The 23549-nt window shown below is 41.5% G+C and carries 23 protein-coding genes, 2 tRNA genes and 1 pseudogene; 15 read left to right on the top strand and 11 right to left on the bottom strand.

Going from position 1 to position 23549, the window contains the following annotated elements:
- Positions 1–504: 504 nt before the first annotated feature.
- From pdhA to fba, 4 genes are all read left to right on the top strand, one after another.
- Positions 505–1539, top strand: coding sequence for a pyruvate dehydrogenase (acetyl-transferring) E1 component subunit alpha (pdhA, locus tag RMZ42_RS04335; protein WP_322670249.1), 1035 nt, complete (start codon positions 505–507; stop codon positions 1537–1539).
- A gap of 102 nt (positions 1540–1641) precedes the next feature.
- Positions 1642–2511, top strand: a complete 870-nt coding sequence (locus tag RMZ42_RS04340) for an aldose epimerase (protein WP_322670250.1) — start codon at positions 1642–1644, stop codon at positions 2509–2511.
- A gap of 61 nt (positions 2512–2572) precedes the next feature.
- Positions 2573–2644: transfer RNA gene (locus RMZ42_RS04345), tRNA-Lys, on the top strand.
- 326 nt (positions 2645–2970) lie between these two features.
- Positions 2971–4050 carry a class II fructose-bisphosphate aldolase gene (gene fba / locus RMZ42_RS04350; protein ID WP_229485451.1) on the top strand — a complete coding sequence of 360 codons (1080 nt, stop codon included), beginning with the start codon at positions 2971–2973 and terminating at the stop codon, positions 4048–4050.
- Between the two features lie 283 nt (positions 4051–4333).
- On the opposite strand, the gene RMZ42_RS04355 is transcribed toward fba, so the two are convergent.
- A complete protein-coding gene (locus RMZ42_RS04355; RefSeq protein ID WP_322670251.1) occupies positions 4334–5146 on the bottom strand; it encodes a carbon-nitrogen hydrolase family protein in 813 nt (270 codons plus the stop codon).
- 210 nt (positions 5147–5356) lie between these two features.
- Between RMZ42_RS04355 and RMZ42_RS04360 the strand changes: the two genes are divergently transcribed.
- Complete coding sequence (locus tag RMZ42_RS04360) at positions 5357–5950, top strand: MarC family protein (protein WP_322670252.1); 594 nt, start codon at positions 5357–5359, stop codon at positions 5948–5950.
- A 295-nt stretch (positions 5951–6245) separates the two neighbouring features.
- Here RMZ42_RS04360 and trxA read toward each other — a convergent pair whose 3' ends face one another.
- The 5 genes from trxA to RMZ42_RS04385 form a co-directional block, all read right to left on the bottom strand.
- Complete coding sequence (gene trxA / locus RMZ42_RS04365) at positions 6246–6569, bottom strand: thioredoxin (RefSeq protein ID WP_094348071.1); 324 nt, start codon at positions 6567–6569, stop codon at positions 6246–6248.
- Positions 6570–6932: 363 nt separating this feature from the next.
- On the bottom strand, positions 6933–8096 hold the full coding sequence (locus RMZ42_RS04370; RefSeq protein WP_322670253.1) for a GuaB3 family IMP dehydrogenase-related protein: 1164 nt from the start codon (positions 8094–8096) through the stop codon (positions 6933–6935).
- 148 nt (positions 8097–8244) lie between these two features.
- Positions 8245–8775: a YdcF family protein gene (locus tag RMZ42_RS04375; protein ID WP_322670254.1), complete on the bottom strand. Its 531-nt coding sequence runs from the start codon at positions 8773–8775 to the stop codon at positions 8245–8247.
- A gap of 411 nt (positions 8776–9186) precedes the next feature.
- Positions 9187–9260, bottom strand: a tRNA-Arg gene (locus RMZ42_RS04380).
- Positions 9261–9303: 43 nt separating this feature from the next.
- A complete protein-coding gene (locus RMZ42_RS04385) occupies positions 9304–10401 on the bottom strand; it encodes a tocopherol cyclase family protein (RefSeq protein ID WP_322670255.1) in 1098 nt (365 codons plus the stop codon).
- 29 nt (positions 10402–10430) lie between these two features.
- On the opposite strand from RMZ42_RS04385, the gene RMZ42_RS04390 reads away from it, so the two are divergent.
- The 3 genes from RMZ42_RS04390 to RMZ42_RS04400 all read left to right on the top strand — a co-directional run bounded on the left by RMZ42_RS04390 (position 10431) and on the right by RMZ42_RS04400 (position 12267).
- Positions 10431–11042: a DnaJ domain-containing protein gene (locus tag RMZ42_RS04390; protein ID WP_322670256.1), complete on the top strand. Its 612-nt coding sequence runs from the start codon at positions 10431–10433 to the stop codon at positions 11040–11042.
- A gap of 39 nt (positions 11043–11081) precedes the next feature.
- Positions 11082–11192, top strand: coding sequence for a WD40 repeat domain-containing protein (locus RMZ42_RS04395; protein WP_322670257.1), 111 nt, complete (start codon positions 11082–11084; stop codon positions 11190–11192).
- 316 nt (positions 11193–11508) lie between these two features.
- Positions 11509–12267 (top strand): hypothetical protein, encoded by a 759-nt coding sequence (locus tag RMZ42_RS04400; RefSeq protein ID WP_322670258.1) that lies wholly within the window; start codon positions 11509–11511, stop codon positions 12265–12267.
- A 630-nt stretch (positions 12268–12897) separates the two neighbouring features.
- Here the strand turns inward: RMZ42_RS04400 and RMZ42_RS04405 are convergent.
- Together RMZ42_RS04405 and RMZ42_RS04410 are read right to left on the bottom strand one after the other, a co-directional pair.
- Positions 12898–13731 carry a metallophosphoesterase gene (locus RMZ42_RS04405; protein ID WP_322670259.1) on the bottom strand — a complete coding sequence of 278 codons (834 nt, stop codon included), beginning with the start codon at positions 13729–13731 and terminating at the stop codon, positions 12898–12900.
- A 232-nt stretch (positions 13732–13963) separates the two neighbouring features.
- The gene (locus tag RMZ42_RS04410; protein ID WP_322670260.1) at positions 13964–14791 is read right to left on the bottom strand and encodes a metallophosphoesterase; all 828 of its coding nucleotides are present in this window, start codon (positions 14789–14791) and stop codon (positions 13964–13966) included.
- Positions 14792–15095: 304 nt separating this feature from the next.
- On the opposite strand from RMZ42_RS04410, the gene RMZ42_RS04415 reads away from it, so the two are divergent.
- Positions 15096–16262: an AAA family ATPase gene (locus RMZ42_RS04415; protein ID WP_322670261.1), complete on the top strand. Its 1167-nt coding sequence runs from the start codon at positions 15096–15098 to the stop codon at positions 16260–16262.
- Positions 16263–16554: 292 nt separating this feature from the next.
- On the opposite strand, the gene RMZ42_RS04420 is transcribed toward RMZ42_RS04415, so the two are convergent.
- Both RMZ42_RS04420 and RMZ42_RS04425 read right to left on the bottom strand, forming a co-directional pair.
- A complete protein-coding gene (locus tag RMZ42_RS04420; protein WP_322670262.1) occupies positions 16555–16827 on the bottom strand; it encodes a GlsB/YeaQ/YmgE family stress response membrane protein in 273 nt (90 codons plus the stop codon).
- A gap of 480 nt (positions 16828–17307) precedes the next feature.
- Complete coding sequence (locus tag RMZ42_RS04425; RefSeq protein ID WP_322670263.1) at positions 17308–17577, bottom strand: hypothetical protein; 270 nt, start codon at positions 17575–17577, stop codon at positions 17308–17310.
- 268 nt (positions 17578–17845) lie between these two features.
- On the opposite strand from RMZ42_RS04425, the gene RMZ42_RS04430 reads away from it, so the two are divergent.
- From RMZ42_RS04430 to RMZ42_RS04455, 6 genes and pseudogenes are all read left to right on the top strand, one after another.
- The gene (locus RMZ42_RS04430) at positions 17846–18478 is read left to right on the top strand and encodes a bifunctional 4-hydroxy-2-oxoglutarate aldolase/2-dehydro-3-deoxy-phosphogluconate aldolase (RefSeq protein ID WP_322670264.1); all 633 of its coding nucleotides are present in this window, start codon (positions 17846–17848) and stop codon (positions 18476–18478) included.
- Positions 18479–18590: 112 nt separating this feature from the next.
- Positions 18591–19106, top strand: coding sequence for a L,D-transpeptidase (locus RMZ42_RS04435; protein WP_322670265.1), 516 nt, complete (start codon positions 18591–18593; stop codon positions 19104–19106).
- 489 nt (positions 19107–19595) lie between these two features.
- A complete protein-coding gene (locus RMZ42_RS04440; RefSeq protein ID WP_322670266.1) occupies positions 19596–20120 on the top strand; it encodes a L,D-transpeptidase in 525 nt (174 codons plus the stop codon).
- A 177-nt stretch (positions 20121–20297) separates the two neighbouring features.
- On the top strand, positions 20298–20861 hold the full coding sequence (locus RMZ42_RS04445) for a Uma2 family endonuclease (RefSeq protein WP_322670267.1): 564 nt from the start codon (positions 20298–20300) through the stop codon (positions 20859–20861).
- Positions 20862–20992: 131 nt separating this feature from the next.
- Positions 20993–21208, top strand: coding sequence for a type II toxin-antitoxin system prevent-host-death family antitoxin (locus RMZ42_RS04450; protein WP_322670268.1), 216 nt, complete (start codon positions 20993–20995; stop codon positions 21206–21208).
- 254 nt (positions 21209–21462) lie between these two features.
- Positions 21463–21663: pseudogene (locus RMZ42_RS04455) on the top strand (PIN domain-containing protein); the annotation flags it as partial.
- Here RMZ42_RS04455 and RMZ42_RS04460 read toward each other — a convergent pair.
- Positions 21664–23262, bottom strand: a complete 1599-nt coding sequence (locus tag RMZ42_RS04460) for an Hsp70 family protein (RefSeq protein ID WP_322670269.1) — start codon at positions 23260–23262, stop codon at positions 21664–21666.
- Positions 23263–23549 lie beyond the last annotated feature (287 nt).

Genomic DNA, 23549 nt, shown 5'->3' on the forward strand with positions numbered 1-23549 from the left:
ACCGCTTTTAATCACGGCATAATTGTTGTGGCTGGAAGAATCTATTGGTGATTGATTTTTTTGGTACTTTCCTACTAGGCAGTAACAAAAATACCACTATTGAGGGTTTTACCCTGATAACAGGAGACAAAAATCATATCATAATTTACCCTTCATTACAATTACCTATTTGGGTATTATAGATTTTTGCCTGCTTTTTTTTAAATTGTTAATGGATATGCAGAAAGCAGTCTATCTTGATTGCTAGTCTGTGAAGGGGAATAGAGAGAGACAACCTAAAGTGGCAGATATTGCCCTTAGAGTCAAATCCTCACGGGGCATGAGCTGAAAAGTTAAAAATCAAAAATTAAAAATTCAGCTATTCCCTAAGACCCTTTTTTGGTGCATAAATAAAGTTTGATTGTTGAGTCTTACAAACGCTAGCCTGTTAAAAGCTGAGGTGTTATTAGACCAACTTATTTAAGACTGTAACTTTAAGTTGTACAACAGGGATACTCAAAAATAATGGTTCAAGAGCGTACTTTACCCACTTTTAATCCTGCTACTACGCAAATTACAAAAGAAGAAGGGTTACGGTTGTATGAGGATATGGTGTTAGGGCGCTTGTTTGAAGACAAGTGCGCTGAAATGTACTACAGAGGCAAAATGTTTGGTTTTGTCCATTTGTACAACGGTCAAGAAGCCGTTTGCAGTGGTGTTGTGCAGTCAATGCGACCGGGTGAAGATTACGTTTGTAGTACCTACCGCGACCACGTTCACGCTCTGAGTGCGGGAGTACCAGCAAGAGAAGTAATGGCAGAATTATTTGGCAAAGCCACAGGTTGCAGCAAAGGGCGCGGTGGTTCGATGCACATGTTTTCTGCCGAACATCGCTTGTTGGGTGGCTATGCTTTTGTGGCTGAGGGAATTCCTGTAGCAGCTGGAGCGGCTTTTCAAAGCAAATACCGCCGCGAAGTGCTGGGAGATAAAAATGCTGACCAAGTGACAGCTTGCTTTTTTGGCGACGGTGCTGCTAATAACGGTCAGTTTTTTGAGACACTAAATATGGCAGCCCTATGGAAACTGCCAATTCTGTTTGTAGTCGAAAATAATAAGTGGGCCATTGGGATGTCTCACGAACGAGCGACTTCCCAGCCAGAGATTTATAAAAAAGCCAGCGTGTTTAACATGGTTGGCGTGGAAGTGGATGGCATGGATGTACTAGCAGTGCGGGCCGTGGCTCAAGAAGCTGTAGCCCGTGCCCGTGCAGGTGAAGGCCCAACATTAATTGAGGCGCTTACCTACCGCTTCCGGGGTCACTCCTTGGCAGACCCAGATGAAATGCGAAGCAAAGCGGAGAAAGAATTTTGGTTCGCCCGCGACCCAATTAAGAAGTTGGCAGCTTATTTGCTAGAGCAAAACCTGGCGGATGAGGGAGAAATCAAAGCAATTGACCGTAAAATTCAGGATGTAATCGACGAAGCCGTTAAGTTCGCCGAAAGCAGCCCTGAACCAGACCCCAGCGAGTTATATCGTTTCGTGTTTGCAGAAGACGAATAACAAATTTAGGAGTTAGGAGTTAAAAGTTAGGAGTTATGAATTTTTAACTCCTAACTCACAACTCCTAACTTCTAACTATCCATATACCCAGGACTAAAATTTGTGTTTAGCATTGCAGTTCAACAGCAACAGTACAAGACTTATATTCTTTCTGACGAAGGCGCTGGTTCTCAGTTGGAAGTCGTACCAGAACGCGGCGGTATCATCACCCGTTGGCGCATTCAAGGGCAAGAAGTTTTCTACCTAGATACTGAGCGCTTTACTCATCCTGAGTTGAGTGTCAGAGGTGGGAATCCAATTTTGTTTCCTATTTGTGGTAATTTACCAGATAATACTTACATTTACAACGGTCAAAAATATACTCTCAAGCAACACGGTTTCGCTCGTGAATTGCCGTGGAAAGTAACAGAACAAGAAACTGGAGATAAAGCTAGTCTCACTGTCGTTCTTGATAGCAATGAGCAAACTAAGGCAGTTTATCCTTTTGATTTTCAGCTGACTTTCACCTACGAACTTCAAGGTAATACCCTTGAAGTCCGCCAACAATATAAAAACTTGTCATCTAGATCAATGCCCTTTTCGGCTGGTTTCCATCCCTACTTTCTGTGTGGTGATAAAACTCAGTTAGAGGTGGAAATTCCTTCTAAGCAGTATCAAGATAATCAAACTAAAGAAATTCACTCTTTTGACGGCAATTTTGACTTTAGCCGTGATGAAATTGATTTTGCCTTTGGACAGCTAACAAGTCAATCGGCCACTGCAATAGACCGCAGCCGGAAGTTAAAACTCACTTTGGATTATGATAATTTCTCTACCTACCTAGTATTTTGGACAGTCAAAGGCAAAGAATTCTACTGTTTAGAACCTTGGAGTGCCACCCGTAACTCTCTCAATACTGGCGATAACCTGACTGTGTTAGCACCAGGAGCTAGCCATACAGCATCTATAAGGTTAAGGGCTAATTTTTTCTAAACCCCTTTACAAATCTATAGATGTGTATGCTATGATTGCAAAGTTGCGAAATGCAGCGAAAGGGTCGCTAACTCAACGGTAGAGTACTCGGCTTTTAACCGATTAGTTCCGGGTTCGAATCCCGGGCGACCCATATAAAAGTTTATTAAATGATGTAAAGAAGCGATCGCTCCTCTTTGTAATTGCACAAACAAGCATTTGGGATAATGGGCTACCATAGCTACTAATTATAGGGTAGCTAAATGTACAGCAGTACAGAGCAACTATAGGGCATAGTACAGCAGTAGAGAACAAGTATAGAACATATTTCTAATAACTATGGCGTAAACTTTTTCAACATAGATACACCACACTAGTTATAATTTCCTATAAGTAAGTTGAAAAAACTCTTAAGATTTAGCGTAATAATTGCGCTTCTCTCAGACCGACTAGCTGACAACCACATTAGGAGGACTATCTATGGCGCTTGTACCACTGCGGCTGCTGTTGGATCACGCAGCTGAAAACGGTTACGGCATCCCAGCTTTCAACGTTAACAATTTGGAGCAGATTCAGGCGATCCTGAAAGCTGCTGTCGAGACAGATAGCCCCGTAATTTTACAAGCTTCTCGCGGCGCTCGTAATTATGCAGGAGAAAACTTTCTACGCCACCTGATTTTGGCAGCGGTAGAAACCTATCCTCACATTCCCATTGTCATGCACCAAGATCATGGTAATGCGCCTGCTACCTGCTACTCAGCAATTAAGAACAACTTCACCAGCGTGATGATGGATGGTTCTTTAGAAGCTGATGCTAAAACTCCCGCTAGCTTTGAATACAACGTCAGTGTTACCCGCGAAGTTGTAAACGTAGCTCATGCTTTGGGTGTCAGTGTTGAAGGTGAACTCGGTTGTTTGGGTTCTCTAGAAACTGGTGCTGGTGAAGCTGAAGATGGTCACGGTTTTGAAGGTACACTCGACCACTCTCAACTACTAACCGATCCCGATGAAGCTGTTGACTTCGTAGAAGCAACTCAAGTAGATGCTTTGGCTGTTGCCATTGGCACAAGCCACGGTGCTTACAAGTTTACTCGCAAGCCGACTGGCGAAATTTTGGCTATCAGCCGTATTGAAGAAATTCACCGCCGTTTGCCTAACACCCACTTGGTAATGCACGGTTCTTCTTCTGTGCCTGAAGATTTGCTTGCACTGATTAACCAATATGGTGGTGCAATTCCTGAAACCTACGGTGTACCTGTAGAAGAAATCCAAAAAGGTATCAAGAGTGGTGTACGTAAAGTAAACATCGACACCGACAACCGTTTGGCTATTACTGCTGCTGTACGTGAAGCTTTGGCTAAAAAGCCAGAGGAGTTTGATCCCCGTCACTTCCTCAAGCCTTCCATTACATACATGCAAAAGGTTTGTGCTGAACGCTATCAGCAATTTGGCACAGCTGGCAATGCAAGCAAGATTAAGCAAATTTCTTTGGAAGATTTTGCTGCTAAGTATGCTAAAGGTGAACTTAACGTTGTTACCAAATCAGCTGCTAAAGTTTAATTTTGACAGCAAATAAATATGGGCATAGTTTTTCTATGCTGCTAAAAAACTGAGGATTTTAATGTTGTCAGAAACCGGGTGTTTACCCGGTTTTTTGTTTTATTCATAAGGATTGGGCATTGGGCATTGGGCATTGGGCATTGGGCATTGGAAAGAGGACTTGGAGACAAGGAGAATTGGGGACAAGGGGAAAGACTTGTTGTAAGTTCTAAACTTTTGTCACCTTGTCACCTTGTCACCTTGTCCCCTTGTCCCCTTGCTTCCCCTGCCTCTTCCCCAATCCTTAGAACACCCGATGTTGTAAGGAAGGCATTTGACGGCGGACTTGTTCTAGCCTAGTGGGCTTGATTTCTGCGATCGCAATTCCCGGTTTTTCTCCAGCATCGGCTAAAATTACACCCCAAGGGTCGATAATGACCGCGTGACCGTGGGTTAGACGACGGGCGTAGTTATTCCCCGTTTGGGCCGGAGCAATGACGTAAGCGGTATTTTCGATGGCTCTGGCTTGTAGTAGTACTTGCCAGTGGTCTTTACCTGTAAAGGCGGTAAAGGCGGCGGGAATAAAGATAATATCGGCTCCCTTATCTGCCAGATGACGATACAGTTCTGGAAATCGCACATCATAACAAATGGAAAGCCCTAAATTACCGAGTTTTTCTGAAAAATGGACGGGTGGTAGTTGCGTACCAGCCACAACCGTGCTGGATTCGCGATAGGTGTTGCCGTCGGGGACATCAACATCAAATAGGTGTACTTTGTAGTAGCGGGCAAGCTCTTGACCGCTAGGGTCGATGAGTAGAGTAGTGTTATAAACTTTGCCTGTATTGTCTACCGGAAGTGGAAAGCTGCCGCCCAAGATGGTAATTTGAAAGCGTTGAGCCATTTTTTTGAGAAATTTTTCACTTTCAAGAGCGATCGCATCACCTTGTGCGAGTTTATCTTTTTCTTCTCCCATATAGGAAAAGTTTTCTGGCAAACCCACCAATTCAGCACCTTGACGCACGGCAAGCTCTATTAATTCTTCTGCCTGTGCCAAATTTTTCTGTAAATCGGGCACACTGGTCAATTGAATAGCGGCGGCTAAATAAGACTTCATAGATTCAACAACGAACAGTTGATTTATGGAAAAGAGATTATCAAAATATATCGCTACTTCAAGATTTGTGGAACTTAATTAGAAATGCGTCAGCCAAGATTTTCTTTAACACACTGGTTTTATTGCCCATCTTAATCTTCCTCTGGGTTCTAGCAAACTGAGCAAGATAAAGATTAGATTGCGATCAAACCTTGATAAAAACTGTCTACTGTGGATATTTCTATTCTCATTCAAACATTTATCGCTGTGTTTGTCTTGGCGGATGCTGTGGGCAATATACCGATTGTTTTAGTTTTGACTAAAGGCATGATGCCAGACCAAAGAAACAAAGTTATAGATAAAGCAATTATCATTGCGATCGCTGTTCTTTTGCTATTTGCCTTTGCAGGGCAAATAATTTTAAATTACTTGGAAATCAGTATCGGCTCTTTGCGAATAGCAGGAGGAATATTATTGCTGTTAATTGCTTTGCAAATGCTGCGGGGAGAATTAGATAGTCCAATTATTGAAGAAGGACGCGATGTCGCAATTACTCCACTAGCTTTACCACTGTTAGCGGGGCCGGGGACTTTAACAACGGTGATGTTGCTGATGTCGAAATCACAGAGTCCGCATATTGCTGTGGCGGTGGGTATCTTAGGGGCAATGTTTAGCACTTGGTTGATTTTGCGTTTAGCAAATCTGATTGACCAGTGGATTGGTGCAGAAGGTGGAGTGATTGTGACTCAGCTTTTAGGTTTTCTATTAGCGGCGTTAGCAGTGGAAATTGGTAGTACGGGAATTAGGGAGTTGTTTTTGAGGTAGAAAACTCCTAAAATAACGTGAGTTCGATGAACCTCTCCCGGACAACCTCCCTCTACGGAGAAAGGGAGGAGCAACGAGAAATTAGGGTTTTGACTTCCCTTTCCGTGTCCAAGAGGGTTGGGGGAGAGGTCAAAAAAGGGCTTGTCGAACTTGCGTTAAAATATTCTGAAACTGTATACAAATGTAAACAAGTTTGAGAAACGAGAAATTCGCGGCTCTCAAACTTGTTTATGAAAATTAACTTAAAGTTAGAACAAAATGGATAACTCAAGAGGATTTTATTACCGATTGAGTTTCAAAGATGCTTTTCGAGAGTGGAAGCTAATGTAGTTTTAGGCACAGCGCCGACCACCATATCCACTTTTTGCCCACCCTTAAAAATCATTAATGTGGGAATACTGCGGATGCCGTATTGACTAGCAACTTGAGGATTTTCATCTGTGTTGACTTTTACGACCTTTATTTGACCTTTGTACTGTTCGGAGATTTCATCGACAACAGGAGCTACCATACGGCATGGTCCGCACCAGGGTGCCCAAAAGTCAACTAAAACTGGTACATCGCTGTCGAGTACTTCTTGCTTGAAACTAGAATCGGTAACTTGTGCGGCTGTTGACATGCCTAAAACCTTCGCCAATAATATCTGAACTTGGTGAAAATTCTACCATAGCAAAAACCTCAGCTTGGGAGTGCAAGGATGTACATTTGCAAAGAAGCTCTCTTATTTTATTTACAAACATAAGGAACCGCCCGAACAGTAGTCCGGGCGGAGTGTGGTGTGAGGAGTGAACGGAAACATGCGTCTCCGCTATCTCTATTGTAAGCGACATATCGGATTTTTCCAGCAATTGTTTAGGGGCTGGAAAAATTATTGAAGAATTTGGGAGTGGGGAGTAGAGAGCAGGGGAGGCAGGGCAGGCAGGGGAAGAAGAATTAATAACCCATGCCCTATGCCCTATGCCCTATGCCCTATGCCCCAATTCTATTTCCCCATACCTAATTGTTGAGCTTTTTGGTAAACTTTACCCTCGGTTAATAAAGAAGGTGCAATTACAACTTCCACTTGTTGCATTTCTTTAATATTTTTGGCTCCTAAAGTTCCCATGCTGGTTTTTAAGGCTCCTAAAAGATTGTGAGTGCCATCATCTAGCCCTGCTGGGCCAATGAGTATTTGCTCTAGGCTACCAGTGGTGGCAACGCGAATGCGGGTGCCACGGGGCAAAACTGGGCTAGGAGTCGCCATACCCCAATGATAACCTCTTCCAGGGGCTTCTGCGGCTCTGGCAAAGGGGGAGCCAATCATCACACCATCAGCGCCACAGGCGATACATTTGCAAATGTCGCCACCGGTGATTAAACCGCCATCAGCAATAATGGGGATATAGTTGCCAGTTTCGTTATAGTAATCATCTCGTGCTGCGGCACAATCTGCGATCGCAGTTGCCTGTGGCACACCAACACCCAATACCCCACGAGAAGTACAAGCCGCACCAGGCCCAATTCCCACCAGTACCCCAGCCGCCCCAGCTTTCAACAAATTCAACGTGACTTCGTAAGTCACGCAATTCCCCAACACCACGGGGATGGGCATGGAACGACAAAATTCTGCTAAATCGAGTGGTACTAAAGACTCTGGTGATAGATGTGCAGTAGAAACTACCGTAGCTTGAACAAAAAATAAATCTGCCCCAGCTTTGGCCACTGCTTCACCGTATTTACTTGCACCGGCTGGAGTCGCACTCACCGCCGCAATGCCACCTTGTTGTTTAATTTCCTGAATACGTTGTTCAATTAATTCCGGTTTTATTGGTTCGGCATAGAGTTCTTGCATCAGGGCAACAAATTCATCTTTCCCCACAGAGGTAATCCGATCTAATATTGGCTCTGGGTCGGCATAGCGAGTTTGAATACCCTCTAAGTTGAGGACACCTAATGCTCCTAACTGTGACAAACGTACAGCCATACGAACATCTACTACGCCATCCATAGCACTAGCAATTATCGGGATTTCTCGCTCAATATTGCCAATACGCCACTTAGTATCTGCCAAACTGGGGTCTAGTGTTCTATTACCAGGGGCTAGAGCAATTTCATCTATTCCGTAAGCTCTGCGAGCTGTTTTTCCCCGCCCAAGTTGAATTTCCACGCTTTAACTTTACTCAAATCTGTTTAAGCTAGGGTATCAAATTGTGGGGAAATTTGGGGCGTTTTTTCCCTAACCATATAAGTGACTAGTGACGGTTGTCATTAGTCATTTGGATTTTGACTGATTAAAAATCCAAAATCAGTTTGATTTACCGTTTATTTTTAGCGGCACCCACACCAGTGTAACCAGTTGCTAACCAAATTATCGCTCTAGCTCCATCACGAACAGATTTTTCGATAGATTCAGGGGGTTTTTCGGAAGGAACTGGCACTGGTTTTAAATAAATACCCCGACTACCCAAAATAATTTCGCCAATGACACAAGCCCGACGCATGTGAAAGTCTGAAGTAATCAAATAAACGCTCTTAATGCCGCGAGCTTGCAAATCATCTACCAAAGTAGTAAAATTAGTAACTGTATCTACTGCTTCATAATCCAAGTGTAAACGTTGAGGATCGACACCAGCTTTGGTAAACACTCTTTGGGTGAATGTACGTGGACTGCCGCCTGTAATCCAAATCGGTATATTTGGATGCTCGCTAACGAATTTTGCTGTAAATTTTTCTCGCTCTAAATGTCTCGTTGAACCACCTAACACTACGACTGCTTGCGGCTGCACAAATTGGTTTTGTACTTCTTTGTATCCCCACCACATAAATATTGGTAGGACAAAAGCCATAAAACGAAAAGATTTATTTGTAAAGAGTAGCTTATTCAAGGCTCAATAACTTAATTTACTTGGTACACAATTTTCTCTGGCTATAAGAAAAAACAATTGATAGTAGAGTAGCAAACTTCCCAAGAATCTGCACAAATTCTGCCCAAATATAAATTTGGTTGGTTTTTGTGTAACAGCGCGATTAAGCGTGCTTGGAGTTTTTCCTCTAATTGATGGATTATCCTAACCGATATCGGACGATTCATCAAAGGGTTTTTAACCACTTTATATAGTAGTTTTCAATTGCACGGAATACAGGAGCTAGTAGCATGGGCGGATATCCCGACTTGTAAGAACTGGCGTACTACTTTTATGGGTACAGCAATGCTCTTACCATATTAATTGCTGTATATATGAATTGTCTAAAGATAACGGGACTGGTGCGACTTGAACGCACGACCTGACGCTTAGGAGGCGTCCGCTCTATCCAACTGAGCTACAACCCCAACTGCGAAGCATATATAATTATAGCATTAGATAGCAGTAGTTTTAGGTAGACTGCCAAAAATTATCCCAAGAGCCACCGCCTACTTCTAAACCACAAAGAAAACTTTTTGCTTTTAAAATTACTTTAGATTTTCTGCCATTTAGTTCTCGTAACTCTAAGTTTAGTTTTCCTTGCATAGTATCCCGGCAACAGTATCTTAAACCTTCTGCTGTCGGCGCACGTAGAGGTGTACCAGATAAATCTGTGGTTCCTGTTAACTCAATTTCATAATTAGTGTTGCTAGCTTTCATTTGCCATCTACCCCAAGGCTGAATTTCCCACTCAACTTGGGAATTCCAGGGAACAAATTCATAAAACTTGCCTTGATAGTGCAGTCCAATCATCGCTACAGATTCCATCCACCACAGCACACCCCGCCGTCCACCACCAGCAGTTAATGCTAAGTCGGGTTCGCCCTCGAAGCAATTACAGTTTATCCAAAACCATTTCTGAGGAAAAGCACCACCCCAATTTTTCTCGCCGTAGGCTGGGGCGTTAGTGAATTCGTAGATTTTGCCATTCCAGTCAATCTTTCCACTGGCTAAACCGTGAGCCATCAAAATTTGCCATCCAGGTTCAAAAATCTGCAAGAATGACAGCCAGCCAGCAGTTGATTGCTGAATGCCATTTTGATTGCCCCAACCGTATACTGGTTGAATTTCATACTGCCAACGGCAATAATTATTGGTGGCGCGATCGCGAATTATTCCCTGATTCAAGGTAGCTGTAGCTTGATATCCCTCTTGGACGTGATACTCAAACTCTGCTGGGAGTAAGTATAGGGGGGAAACTTGCAAATTATTTTTACCCCAATGACCTAAACCTAAAACATCTCGACTACCCCAAAATTTGTTGACATCAGGAAAAGTACGGCAGAGATACTCATCATCCGGGCCGAGGATTTGGGCTGCACCGCCACTGTGAGGTTTACCGCCGATGGGATCTTCAATGGAGTACATAAAGGCGAATGTTTGCCCAATTTCCGGTAACGTGACGCGGTAATACCAACCTTCAAAGAAGCGACGGCTACTGCCATCCCAGTGATAACCAGAATGGGGCGTTTGGGTTGATTGGAGAGGATTTTTGGGAATAGTTAACATAGATTTATCTAACTGCCGATTTTTTCAGTATGCGCGATCGCTTTGATATCAATGATGCTTATGAAATTCTTGGGCTAAAACCCGGTGCATCTCAAGCACAGGTGAAGCGAACTTACCGTAAACTGGTGAAAATTTGGCATCCCGATCGCTTTGTCGAGCAAAGACAAAAACAGGAAGCTGAAGAAAAAATCAAATCAATCAACGCAGCTTACAACAGGCTCAAATCCGAAATTCCATCTGAGCCTCCTATTGCTGAAAATCCATCTTCATCTTCGCCTAAAAATCCCCCAAAAATATCTGTCAATCGTTGGGATGCAGAAACTTTCTACACTTTAGGAGTAGAAAATGCTACTCAAGGAAGATATGAAGATGCGATCGCAGATTTTACCCACGCAATTCGGCTCAATCCTCACTATATTGACGCGTATAAATATCGTGGGCTAGTTTGCTCACAATTGGGATACGAATATAGAGCTGCTTCAGATTTAAATAAAGCTGCACAAATAGAAGAAGAGTTAAGAAATCCGGGAAGTACACGTAGATCGCGATCGCCTAGATATGTATCAAAACCTAGACCTCTAGTAGAAAGATTTTGTCAGAGGATAAAAAGTTTCCTGCGGCTAAATCGGCGTTGGAGATAAAAAGCTAATACAAATACGGAAGAGCCAAATCTTTACACTTTGGATAACCATTCAGATTGGGTTAACTCTGTGGCTTTCAGTCCTGATGGCAAAACTTTAGTTAGTGGTAGTCGAGATATGACAACCAAGCTTTGGCGCTGCGATATTTAACGACAAATTAAAAATTTAGATGATTTTAGTAAATTGCTAGATTTTTTATCAAACCATCATCTGACAGTTTAATAACATCTATCTTTGGGATACTCTTTCTCTTGATTAAGTATTAACTCTCTAAAGATTAAGTATTAACTCCCTGGAGATAGAGCCAGTTGTTTAATCGCAGAGGTTATTCTGAGATTACCAACAGTTGAGTAGCAAATAAGACTCAATCTTTATCAGCAACATATATTTTCAGTTCATTAAAATCCCTTGTTTTCACAAAGCTTTAGTTTGTCAATATCGTATCTGAGGAGTTAAATCAACGGTTATGTCTATTCCTAATGAACGCGAAAGCAAAAACAGTGAAGTTAGACAAGAATCTTACACTGATATTAATGGCAATACTCAGACCCATTTCACACAAACCACTGAAACAGTTAAGAACAATACAACTAATCCCAACTCTTACACTAACGGTTACGTACATGGTCGAAATGTTGAGCGTAGCTACCAGCAAGCAGATTTAGCCCAGCGTGATGAAAACAATGCTAGTGGTGGTTTATTGTTGGGTATTATCATTACTTCCCTGCTTGGTTTGGTTATAGGTGGGGTCTGGTACTTCAACCAGCAGAATAACGCAGCGGTTAACAATATTGTGCCGGTTGCGGTTCCTGTACCGAGTAAGAGTAATCCAACTCCCAGTGCATCTCCTCAACCACAAACGAAAATAATCGAAACAACTAAGGAAGTCCCTGTACCTGTTGCTGTTCCTATTCCTGTTCCCCAACAGCAAGTTACACCTCCGTCTGCACCTCGCCAACCGGATATTAACATTACTATTCCACCCCAGCAGCCTGCGGCAGAAAAAGCACCTTCTGTAACTCAGCCGGCCCCTAAAGCGACACAAAGTCCGGTGACGAGTCCAACTACTAATAGTCCGGCTTCGCAGAACGATAGTTCTACTAATACTGTTGCTCCTGGTACAAAAAGTGACACCTCTAAAAGTACTACACCTCAAGGAGTAGTAGACCAGTCAAACAGTACATCTAATAGCGATTCTTCTACCGCAGGCGGTTCTGGTCAATAACGCTTTCTAACTGAACTTTCAGCCCAGTTGGTAATGTTGGCGTGAATGCCAATATTACCAACTGGGACAAATTTTAAGCAATATTTCTGAATTGTTGCGATAAATTAATGGGATTCAAGTTTAGTAAAGGTGTCTTGTAGCTAAACAAACACAATGCTAGATTAAGACCAAGGTACAAACAGGTTAAAAGTTAAACAAAAACTTTCAAGTTAGAGCCTGTGCCTCCTGCTCTAATCTTATTGCGATCGCTCTGAAGTTGTGACATCCATTGAATGTGTTTTTGCCTTAAGTTCAATGAGTTCGTTTTGGAGGTTTTAAGACGCACAGCCAGAAAATGCCTGCCTAGTTGGAATATTAAGGATGTGCAATTCTGAGTAAAGCGATCGCAAATACTGTCCACCTTATTTTAAGTTAGCCATTTCTGAATTCTCCAATCTTCAAGGAACCGCCCCAAGCTATTGAGATTTATCCATCGTAGCTTCAGGCGGTTTCTGCTTTGAGTTTTATGCATTTTTGTCATTTGTCCTTTGTCCTTTGTCATTTATTTAGACTAATAACCAATACTTCGACTACGCTCAGTACAAGTGACCAATGACCAATGACCAATGACTAATGACCAATGACCAATGACTAATGACCAATTAAAGTAATTACAGTCACTTCAGGCGGACAAAATAAACGTCCTGGTTTATAAGTTCCTAAACCACGATTGACATATAGTTGATTTTCTTCCACCTTGTGAAACCCTTGCGCCCACTCCCAATATCGGACTACTTTCGAGCAGTCTCCTAATAAAAATGTTACCCAACGCCGCAATTTTTTGGGAATTTGTTTAAGTAGCTTTTTGTAATAGAGTACTAGAGGGCCAATGCCCGGAATGACGATGTGACCACCGTGGGTATGACCAGATAGTTGCAAATCTACGCGCCATTGTTGCAATATCTTGGCTGTATCTGGATTATGAGATAAAACGATGCGCGGTGTAAGCAAGTCTAGTTGATTCATCACTGGTGCGGGGTAAAATTCCTGTGACCAATAATCAGCTAGTCCTACCAATGGTAATTCTTTTCCCAATGGATAGGCGATTTCATTCCAAAGTACATGCACCCCAATGCTGGTTAACGCTTGTGTAACTTCTGCTTTGGAGTGGCTGTAATAGATATCGTGGTTCCCAAGTACAGCGTAGATACCACAGCGACTTTGCAGATGTTTGAGTCGAAGCACCAATTGATTGATTGGTGTGGGATCGTCAGTTACGTAGTCACCAGTTAATAGAATTAAATCTGGTTCAGCTTCGTTAGTAAGTGCGATCGCTTTTTCTAACATCTCTTCCGATAGTCGCAAACCATCGTAATGAAAATCTGACAACTGTACTAATGTTGTACCTTGTAAAGATGCAGGAAGTTCTGCAATCTTAACCGTTATTTTATCTACTCTTAAATGTCCTGTAAACAACCAATGCATAAGTTAACCGATACTCCTCATACCAGCGCTTACAGCTTACCAAAAATAAGAATGTAACTTGATAAAATGCAAGAATTTATGTCATCTACTTCAGATACAATTAATTCATTGATTTAAATTTTGGATTTAAATTTTGGCGATAAAAGTAGCAGGTTATGCCTGAGTTTGCAGGCACTCATTAGCCAGACTACCTGCTAAAATTGCGTTCTTTTTTGTTAAATTTGGTAATTACCTACTCACCTTGTAGGGTGATTATAGTAACTTCTGGGCGGCAAAATAAGCGTCCTGGGAGGTAAGTTCCCAAACCACGATTGACATATAGCTGATTTTTTCCTAGCCGATGCAAACCCTGCGCCCATTCCCAATGTCTGACTACAGAAACATTTTCTTCCAAAAATGGGACTCGACGCCGCACTTTTCTGGGTATTTTTTCTACAAGCTTTTCGTAAAACAACGCCGCAGGGCCAATTCCGGGAATCACGATTTGACCACCGTGAGTATGACCAGATAATTGTAAATCAACTCGCCATGTTTGTAATATCTCCGCAGTATCTGGGTTGTGTGATAAAACAATGCAGGGTGTGTCGGGGTTTAGCTGGTTCATAACTGGTGCGGGGTGGAATTCCCGCGACCAATAATCAGCCAGTCCAACGAGTGGTAATTCTTTTCCTAATGGATAGGCAATTTCGTTCCAAAGAACGTGAATTCCAATGCTAGTAAGGGCTTCTGTAACTTCTGCTTTTGCGTGTTTATATATATCGTGATTGCCAAGGATAGCATAGATACCGCTGCAACTTTGCAGATTTTTGAGTCGAAGTACCAGTTGATGAATTGGCGTCGGTTCGTCAGTTACGTAGTCACCAGTTAATAAAATTAAATCTGGTTCAGCTTCGTTAGTAAGTGCGATCGCTTTTTCTAACATCTCTTCCGACAGTCGCAAACCATCGTAGTGAAAATCTGACAACTGCACTAGCTTCTTACCTTGTAACAATGCAGGCAAACCTGCAATGTTAACCGTCAATTTCTCTATACTCAACGGCCCAGATAACAACCAATGCATAAGACGTTTAATAAACTTCAATCATAGCGCTTACAGCTTAACGAAACATTGTCAGTTCGTGTACAGCGACCAGTGCAAGTTGTTGAAAATTTTATGAAACCTGTGGATTTTAGCTTATTTATACTTATTTAAATCAGACATAAGTTTGGTGTTAATTTATGTCAGAGTATAGTGCATTTCTGTGAAAATCAGGGGGATAGTAATTCATGTTACGTATATAAATCAACTATACGGACAAAGTTTATTTATTTGGGTATACTATGTTACGTACTACTGCCTTGAAGCAAAACACCTAAAGTTGTTTATGTCATCATCATTAGAGCCACAATTCATCCAGGATTTTACCCACTTTGAGCAACACGTAGCAAAACTAATCCATAAAGCAGATTGGACAGTTGAAACTGCAAAGACCAATCAACCTGGCTACGATCTAGTAGTTAAAAAAGGAAACCTAGTTGGTGTTGTTCAGGTTAAATGGCTAAAAAGTAACGTAACAGCGCCACAGCTTTTAAAGTTTGCTGACTTTTTAGATTCTGACGAAGGCAAAAAATTTAATTTTGGTTGGTTTATAACTACAAAAGGATTTGGCGGCCCAGCATTGGCATTAATGAGAACCTGGGGTAAAGATACTAAAATTCGCTGTGGGATTGCCCATGAAAATAAGCTGGTTGGAATTGATGGTGATTACGTCATTGGTGGCAGAGGTAATCCTGACAATTCCGAAGAAACTACGTCAAAAAAAGTTTATTTTGGAGTTTTTACTTGTAAAGGCGGAGTAGGAAAAACAACTGTAGCAGGTCATTTAGCAGGAGCATTAGCCCTGCAAGGATTTAATGTAGCACTTGTGGATTTAGACCCAGAACAAAATCTGCAAAAATTAGTAGGTGATGGGGTTTTTGTTCCCAATCCTAAAGGGGTAGGTACAACTATTCAAGTTTTTGATGGAAATGATTGGCATGAAGATGCTGCCCGTGACTGTCAGATAGTAATTTGCGATTGCTCACCAGCATTAGAGCGTAATCCCCCAGAGCTAGTTAAGCGATTAGATTATTGTATTATCCCAACAACCTTCAATCCACTGGGAATAAGTAAGCACGGTAAAGTTATTCAAGATACTGTTAAAGAAATACGCGAAATCAATAATTTAGCTCATTTGTTTGTATTAGTTAACAACTTTAAAGATCCTGGTATTAAACGCTTAAGGCTTCTTAAACAAGTCTATTCTAATACTTATAAAGAAATTAGTAAAATAGATAAAAAATTTCATTGTATAGATCCAGAAGAAGTTTGCATTCGGACTAGCGACCTACTTTACTACTGGGGTATACATATACTCGAAAATCCAGAAAATCCTGCCAGTAGATTAGCTTTTGATCTAGTTGGCGGAAGATGCTACCCGCGTGAAGATTTTATCAACTTAGCAGATTACATTGAAAGAGAAGCTGGTATAGGAATTTTTAGAGCTAGTTAAGACTGTTAAGATAATTTTACACTTAGCGATCGCTAATCTTCCTATAAAATTTTTACCAATATCTGTCCCAAAATCGAGCCTAATACAGAAATTCCTCTCTAATCTGACGGTATAGAGAGGTTGAAGGGGCTTGCTTGGGGTTTAAGTCTGTATTGGACTCTACTGATAACCTTTATAATTACAAAACAGCGCCAGACTTATTACAGACTGGCGCTATTTTTTTAATTTAATTCACAGTTAAAAATAGTTAAATGAATTTGCTAAATCTTTGTCATTGATTTACCGCAATTTTTTATACAGCACTGCGGTTGGTTAATAGATTCCACAGGAAAACTGCGACAATTGCACCAAGAACTGCTACCGCAATACCTGGAATGCTGAGACTAGGAGCTGCTAAAGATAAAGTTCCCGTACTGAAAAATACACCTAAACTACCGCCAACAAAAGCACCGATGATTCCTAACAATATGGTTCCTATAATTCCGCCACCTTGATGACCGGGGTAGATAGCTTTTGCGATCGCACCAGCAATTAGACCTAAAACAATCCAAGCAAGAATATTCATTGTTGTTAAATTGGTAAACGTTTTTGACTTACAAGTACATATTAACGATCTTCATTTTTAACTTAATCTACCATCAGAATTAATTATGAATATCCATTAGGAATAGTTTAATTGCTACTAGATTTTTTAATATATTGTATTGCGGCTACCATCCTACTTAGGATAAGTCGGCTATGGATAGGTATGACTAGCCGTTCTCTTAGGATTTGCCAATGTCCTAAGCTGTCCGATCGCTGCTAAATAACCCATTTGAGGTAGATAGTCAATTAAAAAAAAGCTCCTAGTAGGTCTTTAACTAGGGGCTTATATAAACTATTGCTTGGTAATTGCAGTATATGCATTTTTAATTAACTCTCTCCTCTACTAGAAGAATTAAGCTGAGTTTTTAGAGACTGCTTCTAAAGTAATGTAAAGCAAGCGAAATCAGGCAATTGAAACGATCGCCTATCCCTTTGCAAGTTCATGTCTAGTTTTTAACTTTTAATTGCTTATCTCGCGATCGCTACCAATGACTTGATGGTTGATAAAAGGCAACAATCTGCGGTAAGACCAATGCATACTTATAAAAATCAGACTTACTAAGATTAGCAGCATAACGCCCAGAATCGTTGTATATGCCTTAGTGCGCCACCAAAAGCCATTCGCACCTAGTCGCACAACCTTCCATAAGTTAGCTGCTATATCAGCACTTTCAGAATCGTGAATGGTGATTGGTAAGGATGCTACTGTGTTTGGTCGTGCAATTGTCATTTTAATTACTCCTTTAAACCCAAATGCTGAAGTATTAATTTTAAACTACGGTAATACTATAGATTTTATGTTATTTATATTTAATATCTCATAGCTTGATGCAATAAGCAAGTTTTAAGGGCATTGGGAATAGGGCAAAACAGTTGTGCTAACATTACTCAGCACTCTTGAGGGGTATTGGGCATTAGTATTAAAAATTAGTATTTACTAGATTGAAAACTATTCTTTAGTCTCAATCCCTACTCCCAGTCCCCAATCTATAGTCAAAATGCCTAATCAAATTTGGTTATCACAGTTGGAAAAACACCGAGCGATCGCAGTTATCCGCGCCCCTCAAATGGAACTGGGACAACAAATGGCAATGGCTGTAGCATCTGGGGGAGTGCAGCTAATTGAGATTACCTGGAATAGCGATCGCGCTGGGGAATTAATCACTCAACTACGTTCGGAATTACCAGCTTGTATTATTGGCACTGGTACGCTATTTAATGTGCAGCAGTTACAAAATGCGATCGCATCTGGGGCGCAATTCCTCTTCACACCCCACGTTGATTCGGCAATGATTCAAGCAGCACAAGAAAAAAATGTCCCTATCATACCAGGAGCGCTGACTCCTACAGAAATTGTTACCGCTTGGAGTCAAGGCGCTAGTTGTGTAAAAGTGTTTCCCGTGCAGGCAGTGGGAGGGGCTGATTATATCAAAAGTTTGCAAGGGCCGCTGGGTGAGATTCCCTTAATTCCTACTGGCGGTGTGACTCTAGAAAATGCCAAAGAATTTTTGCAAGCTGGAGCGATCGCTGTCGGTTTGAGCGGGGAATTATTTCCTAAAAAGCTTGTCATAGAGAGAAATTGGTCAGCGATCGCAACTCAGGCAAAAAACCTAATGCAACAGTTAGGTTAACTTAGAATCAAATCATCAAAATTCGCGTCTATTAAAGTAATAGATAGGGAAATAAAGGTGAAACCCGATCAGTTTCTCAAGACCCTATGATTTGAGTGTGAGTGTATCTAAAATGAAAAAACAAATTTTTCCTGACTGGGTGCGTCGCTTACAAATAATCCTCACTGGTACAGTACTGTCCCTAAGTGTTTTTACTACTACTGGAACCACTGAAGTTTGGGCGAATTCCAAAACTCAAGTGATTGCACAAAGAATCCAGACATTACAACAATCAAATCAGCGCTGGATTCAAATCGATCTTTCCAAGCAAAGATTAATAGCTTGGCAAGGTGACAAAGTTGTTTATGGAAGTGCTATTTCCTCTGGGAAAAAAGCCACTCCTACTCTTGTCGGTACTTTTAAGGTTCAATCCAAGTTTAAAACTACGCGGATGCAGGGAGAAAACTACAACGTTCCCAACGTTCCTTATGCGATGTTTTACCAAGGTAATTACGCTATTCACGGAGCTTATTGGCATAAAAGATTTGGCACTCCAGTGAGCCACGGCTGTGTGAATGTTGCACCTAAACATGCTAAATGGCTATTCGAGTGGGCATCGGTAGGGACACCAATAGTCATTCATAAATGATAGTTGAAGCAGCCAAAAAGCTATTTTGGTAAAATTATAAATAACAACAAATCAAGATAATTAAGTGATTCCCAGCAATATTTTATGCTGGGAATCTTCGGAGTCGCAATTACTGAAATTGAAATAAAATATAGAAAAGGGCATTAAAGACTTGCCTAAAAAATAAGCGGAAATCCTGACAATTCCTGTGTGAAATTACAAATGCAAATATGAATTTGGGGAAAATTTGTATTTAGGCATTTAAATGACAGATTTTTTGTAAAGGTTGTCCTTTGTAATTAACGATCGGTCATTAGTTAGAACTCATCATTTAATTAAGGACAAATATACCAATTGAATGCGGATTAGCTTAGGACTTGTCTTGAGAAGCCTTAGCGGATGAATTGCGTAAATCCTCCACAGAAAACAAGTAGTCACTCTGGAAATTTGTAGTTTTCCAGAAAATTACTTCTTTTCATAATTTTTGCGTAGTTTAAAAGGTGAGGCATAATGCAAACTTGGATTCGCCGTGGTGCGATTCGTTCTTCAGGAACTTTTTGTACAGGCGTAGCGCTGATGGTGGTGACTTTATTCTCTTGGTCATCACCGCTAACAGGTATACCCAACTCGACTACAGCAACAGCCACCTCAGTCGATCAAAACAGCACTAATAATATTAACCAACCTCGCTGGATTGAAATTGATTTGTCAGAGCAACGTTTACGTGCATGGGAAGGTCATAAACTTGTTTATTCATATCGCATTTCTGGAGGTAAGCGATCGACTCCTACACCCATAGGGAGATTTCGGATTAATTCTAAGTATCGCACTCATCGGATGCGAGGCAGAGGCTACAATATTCCTGACGTTCCTTACACAATGTATTTCTACAGAGGCTACGCCATCCACGGCGCTTACTGGCATAATCGTTTTGGCACTCCAGTCAGCCACGGTTGTGTAAATTTACCTGTTAAACAAGCTCGCAATCTTTACAACTGGGCTAAGAATGGAACTTTAGTAGTGGTGCGGAAATAATTCGTAATACTCGCCTCTGGCGAGAAGCAAGCTACGTAATGACGCTCAAGGTTTCGCTAACGCTGCGCTAACGTAATTAAGAGTTGCAATTCTGCCTTTGACAGGTGCGTTTACCGAATGTAACGCACCCTACATCACTGCTAGACTAAAAACACATCTTCGAGGGATTTAGGAGCTATGAGCTACCCAACGACTCAACTACTTACCCTGGATGAGTTTCTGAAGCTCCCAGAAACAAAGCCTGCAAATGAATATATTAACGGTGAGATTATTCCTAAGCCAATGCCGAAAGGGAAGCATAGTCGATTGCAGCTAAGACTCTGTAATACTATTAACGAAGTAACAGAAAGCCAAAAAATTGCTTATGCATTTCCAGAGTTGCGTTGTAGCTTTGGTATCCGCTCAATTGTGCCTGATGTAGCAGTTTTTAACTGGTTACGAATTCCATTTGATGTTGATGGGGAAGTTCCCAACGATTTTTTGTTGTGGCCAGATTGGACAATTGAAATCCTCTCTCCAGAACAGAGTTCAAACCGAGTAATTGGCAACATCCTTTACTGCTTACAACATGGTTGCCGATTAGGATGGTTAATTGATCCAACAGATCGCTCAATTTTGGTTTTCCGTTCGGACCAACAACCAGTATTACTCCAGGGAGAAGATTTTTTGCCTGTATTACCAGAAATTCAACTTGCACTAACCGTCAATCAAGTTTTTGGATGGTTAAAGATGGGTGGTTAGAAATAACTCGCCTGGAATGATAAGGTGCGGCGCCAAATACCCCATCGTAGACATAGCTCTCTGGCGAATAGCAAATATAGATATAAATCATGTCTATTATAGACATGATTATGAATAAAAGAGGTAGGAGAATGAACTGGAGAATTGCAGAAGCGAAACAGAGATTCTCCAAATTAATTCATTCTGTAACTAAAGAACCGCAACTCATCTACAACCGAAATGAACTGGTGGCTGTTGTTGTTGAAGCTGAAATGTTTGAGGATTTCTTGACGTGGCGCAAGCAACGGGAAAAGTTTTCTTTAGCTGATGCCTTCAAAGAAGTACGTCAGATAGCTGCTGAGGAATGATTATATCCTCGAAATACCCTCCCGCCAAGACCGTCCTAACTCTTTCGCTGATGCCATAGATGACTTTTCTTTGTGACACTAATATTATCAGCGAATTAGTAAAACTTAAACCTAACTCTGGTGTAGTGAAATGGGCAGAAGGAGATTTCTCGATAGTTCTGAGTGCCATCACTGTTGAAGAAATATTTTATAGGCTGACATCCAAACCCAACCCTAGAATTCAAATATAGTTTGATAACTTTTTAGAAAATAACTGTCAAGTATTGCCCATCACCATTGAAATTGCCAAGCGCTCCGGTGAATTGCGAGGTCAACTAAGATTAAGTGGGAAAACACACACCCAAGCAGATATGATGATTGCTGCTACTGCTCAAATTCATCAATTGACCTTAGTAACGCGCAACATCCGGGATTTCGATGGCTGCGGTATCCCACTTTTAAATCCTTTTACTTAATTAACTCAACTGTGCCACAAGTTGATTCTCCAACAGCGTGTCATTAGTTAACAAGTCTTCAACAGTGATTCGTAAAAAGCGTTGTTCATCAACTTGAAAGAGGATTTTGATGCGATCGCTTCCAGGATATCCGGTTGGTGTCAGTTGGGCAATTGTCTTCGCACCTTCTCGATCGTTGAGGGGTTTGACGTTGGTTTCATTATTGTCCATACGGCGAGTAATCAAGCGATCGCCATCAAAATAAACTTCAGTACTACCTGTATCTGCTCCCAATTCTCCCATAATTAGTTCAATACTGGGTTGATTTTCTACAGAAGCACCTAAGACTAATTCCACTGGCTGAGTCATCGGATATGCTTGTCCAGCTTTAATTAAAGAATGCCATTTGTGACGCTGGTTGCGGCGATCCCAGTAGCGGATACCATAACTATGGTAGAGAAAGTCTTTGATTTGTATCCCTTGTGCTAATTGTAATGCACCTTGAGCGATCGCTTCAAAGGGACGTTCGCAACGGATTTTTTCTGGCTCAAAATACTGTTTTATCCATGTCTGCACTGCTGGCAATTGCACTGTGCCACCAACTAACAAAACTGCATTAATATCTGGAAGTTCTATCCCTTGCCGTCTTGCTTGCTGCAACAGTATCGTCATCGACTCATCCAATAACTCAAAAAATGCGTGTTCTTTGAGGATATCGTCAAAAGTATCGCGGTTTAGTTCCAGTTCATAACTTTCAAATGTCTCATCGTCAAAATAAACTTCACTAGCTTGGTTTTGAGTTGATAGCTGAATTTTTACCCGTTCAGCCAATCGTGTTGTCAAGGGACTTACCGCCAATTCTTGAGTTTTAGCAAAGTAATCTACCAACCAATTATCAATATCAGTACCACCTAGATTTTGCCCTGCTTTCGCCAGAACACGGGCAGTTTTGACTTTTTGTTTTGAATCTTCAGCTAGAGACTTATTACCCCATTTGAGGAGAAATCCCAAGGGCTTTGTGCTTGCCTGCACGCTTTGATCCAACCGAACAAGGGACAAATCCAAAGTACCACCGCCGAAGTCAATCACCAAAAGATTTTCTCGATCTGCCAAGCCATAACCCAAGGCGGCGGCTGTGGGTTCATCCAGCATTCGTACTTGTTCGACAGGGAGGCTTTGACATACTGTTCCCAACCAATGACGATAGGCTTCAAAACTGTCTACAGGTACGGTTAACACCAGAGAATCTAACCCACCTTCCAGGGGTGCTAGTTCTTCAATTACTTGAGTAAGGAACCATTGCCCTACTTGTTCAAAGGTGACAATTTGCCCATCTAGTTCGGGTAAGAAACCTTGAATATCTGCACCAATACCGCGTTTGAAGCTGCGGAAAAATCGCGTTTCGCCTTTGAGGTCAAAACCGCGATCGCGTACTTGTTGCCCGACTAAGACTTTATTTTGGGCTGCGTCTTCAACATAAACCAAGCTGGGAATCAGTGGCGGATTGAGACTTTGTTTGATTGATAAACCTGGTAGAGTCAGGGTTTCTGGCTGCTGGGTTACAGGGTTCCAACGAGCAATGACTGTGTTGCTAGTACCAAAATCGATTGCGATCGCCATATTTGATATTTATTCTCTCGCACGAAGATGCCAAAGCTGCTTTATTTGTGATTATTCTCTATAAGTTACCAAGAAAGCAAATGCGCCCATAGGAATACTTCTTTGTATCCCAACCCAGATATCGATTCAGTCTGTTGCAGCGAAGCGTTAGCTGTAATGGATAGCACAGTTAGACAATGATCCTGGGTTTTGTACCATTTGTAGCCTCCCATCAACGGACTAAGCCACATAACGGTTGAACTGAGCCTACACAAGTAGCAAATGAATATCAAGCAATTACTTCTCGC

Source organism: Nostoc sp. DedQUE05, from assembly GCF_034530955.1.
GTDB lineage: Bacteria > Cyanobacteriota > Cyanobacteriia > Cyanobacteriales > Nostocaceae > Nostoc.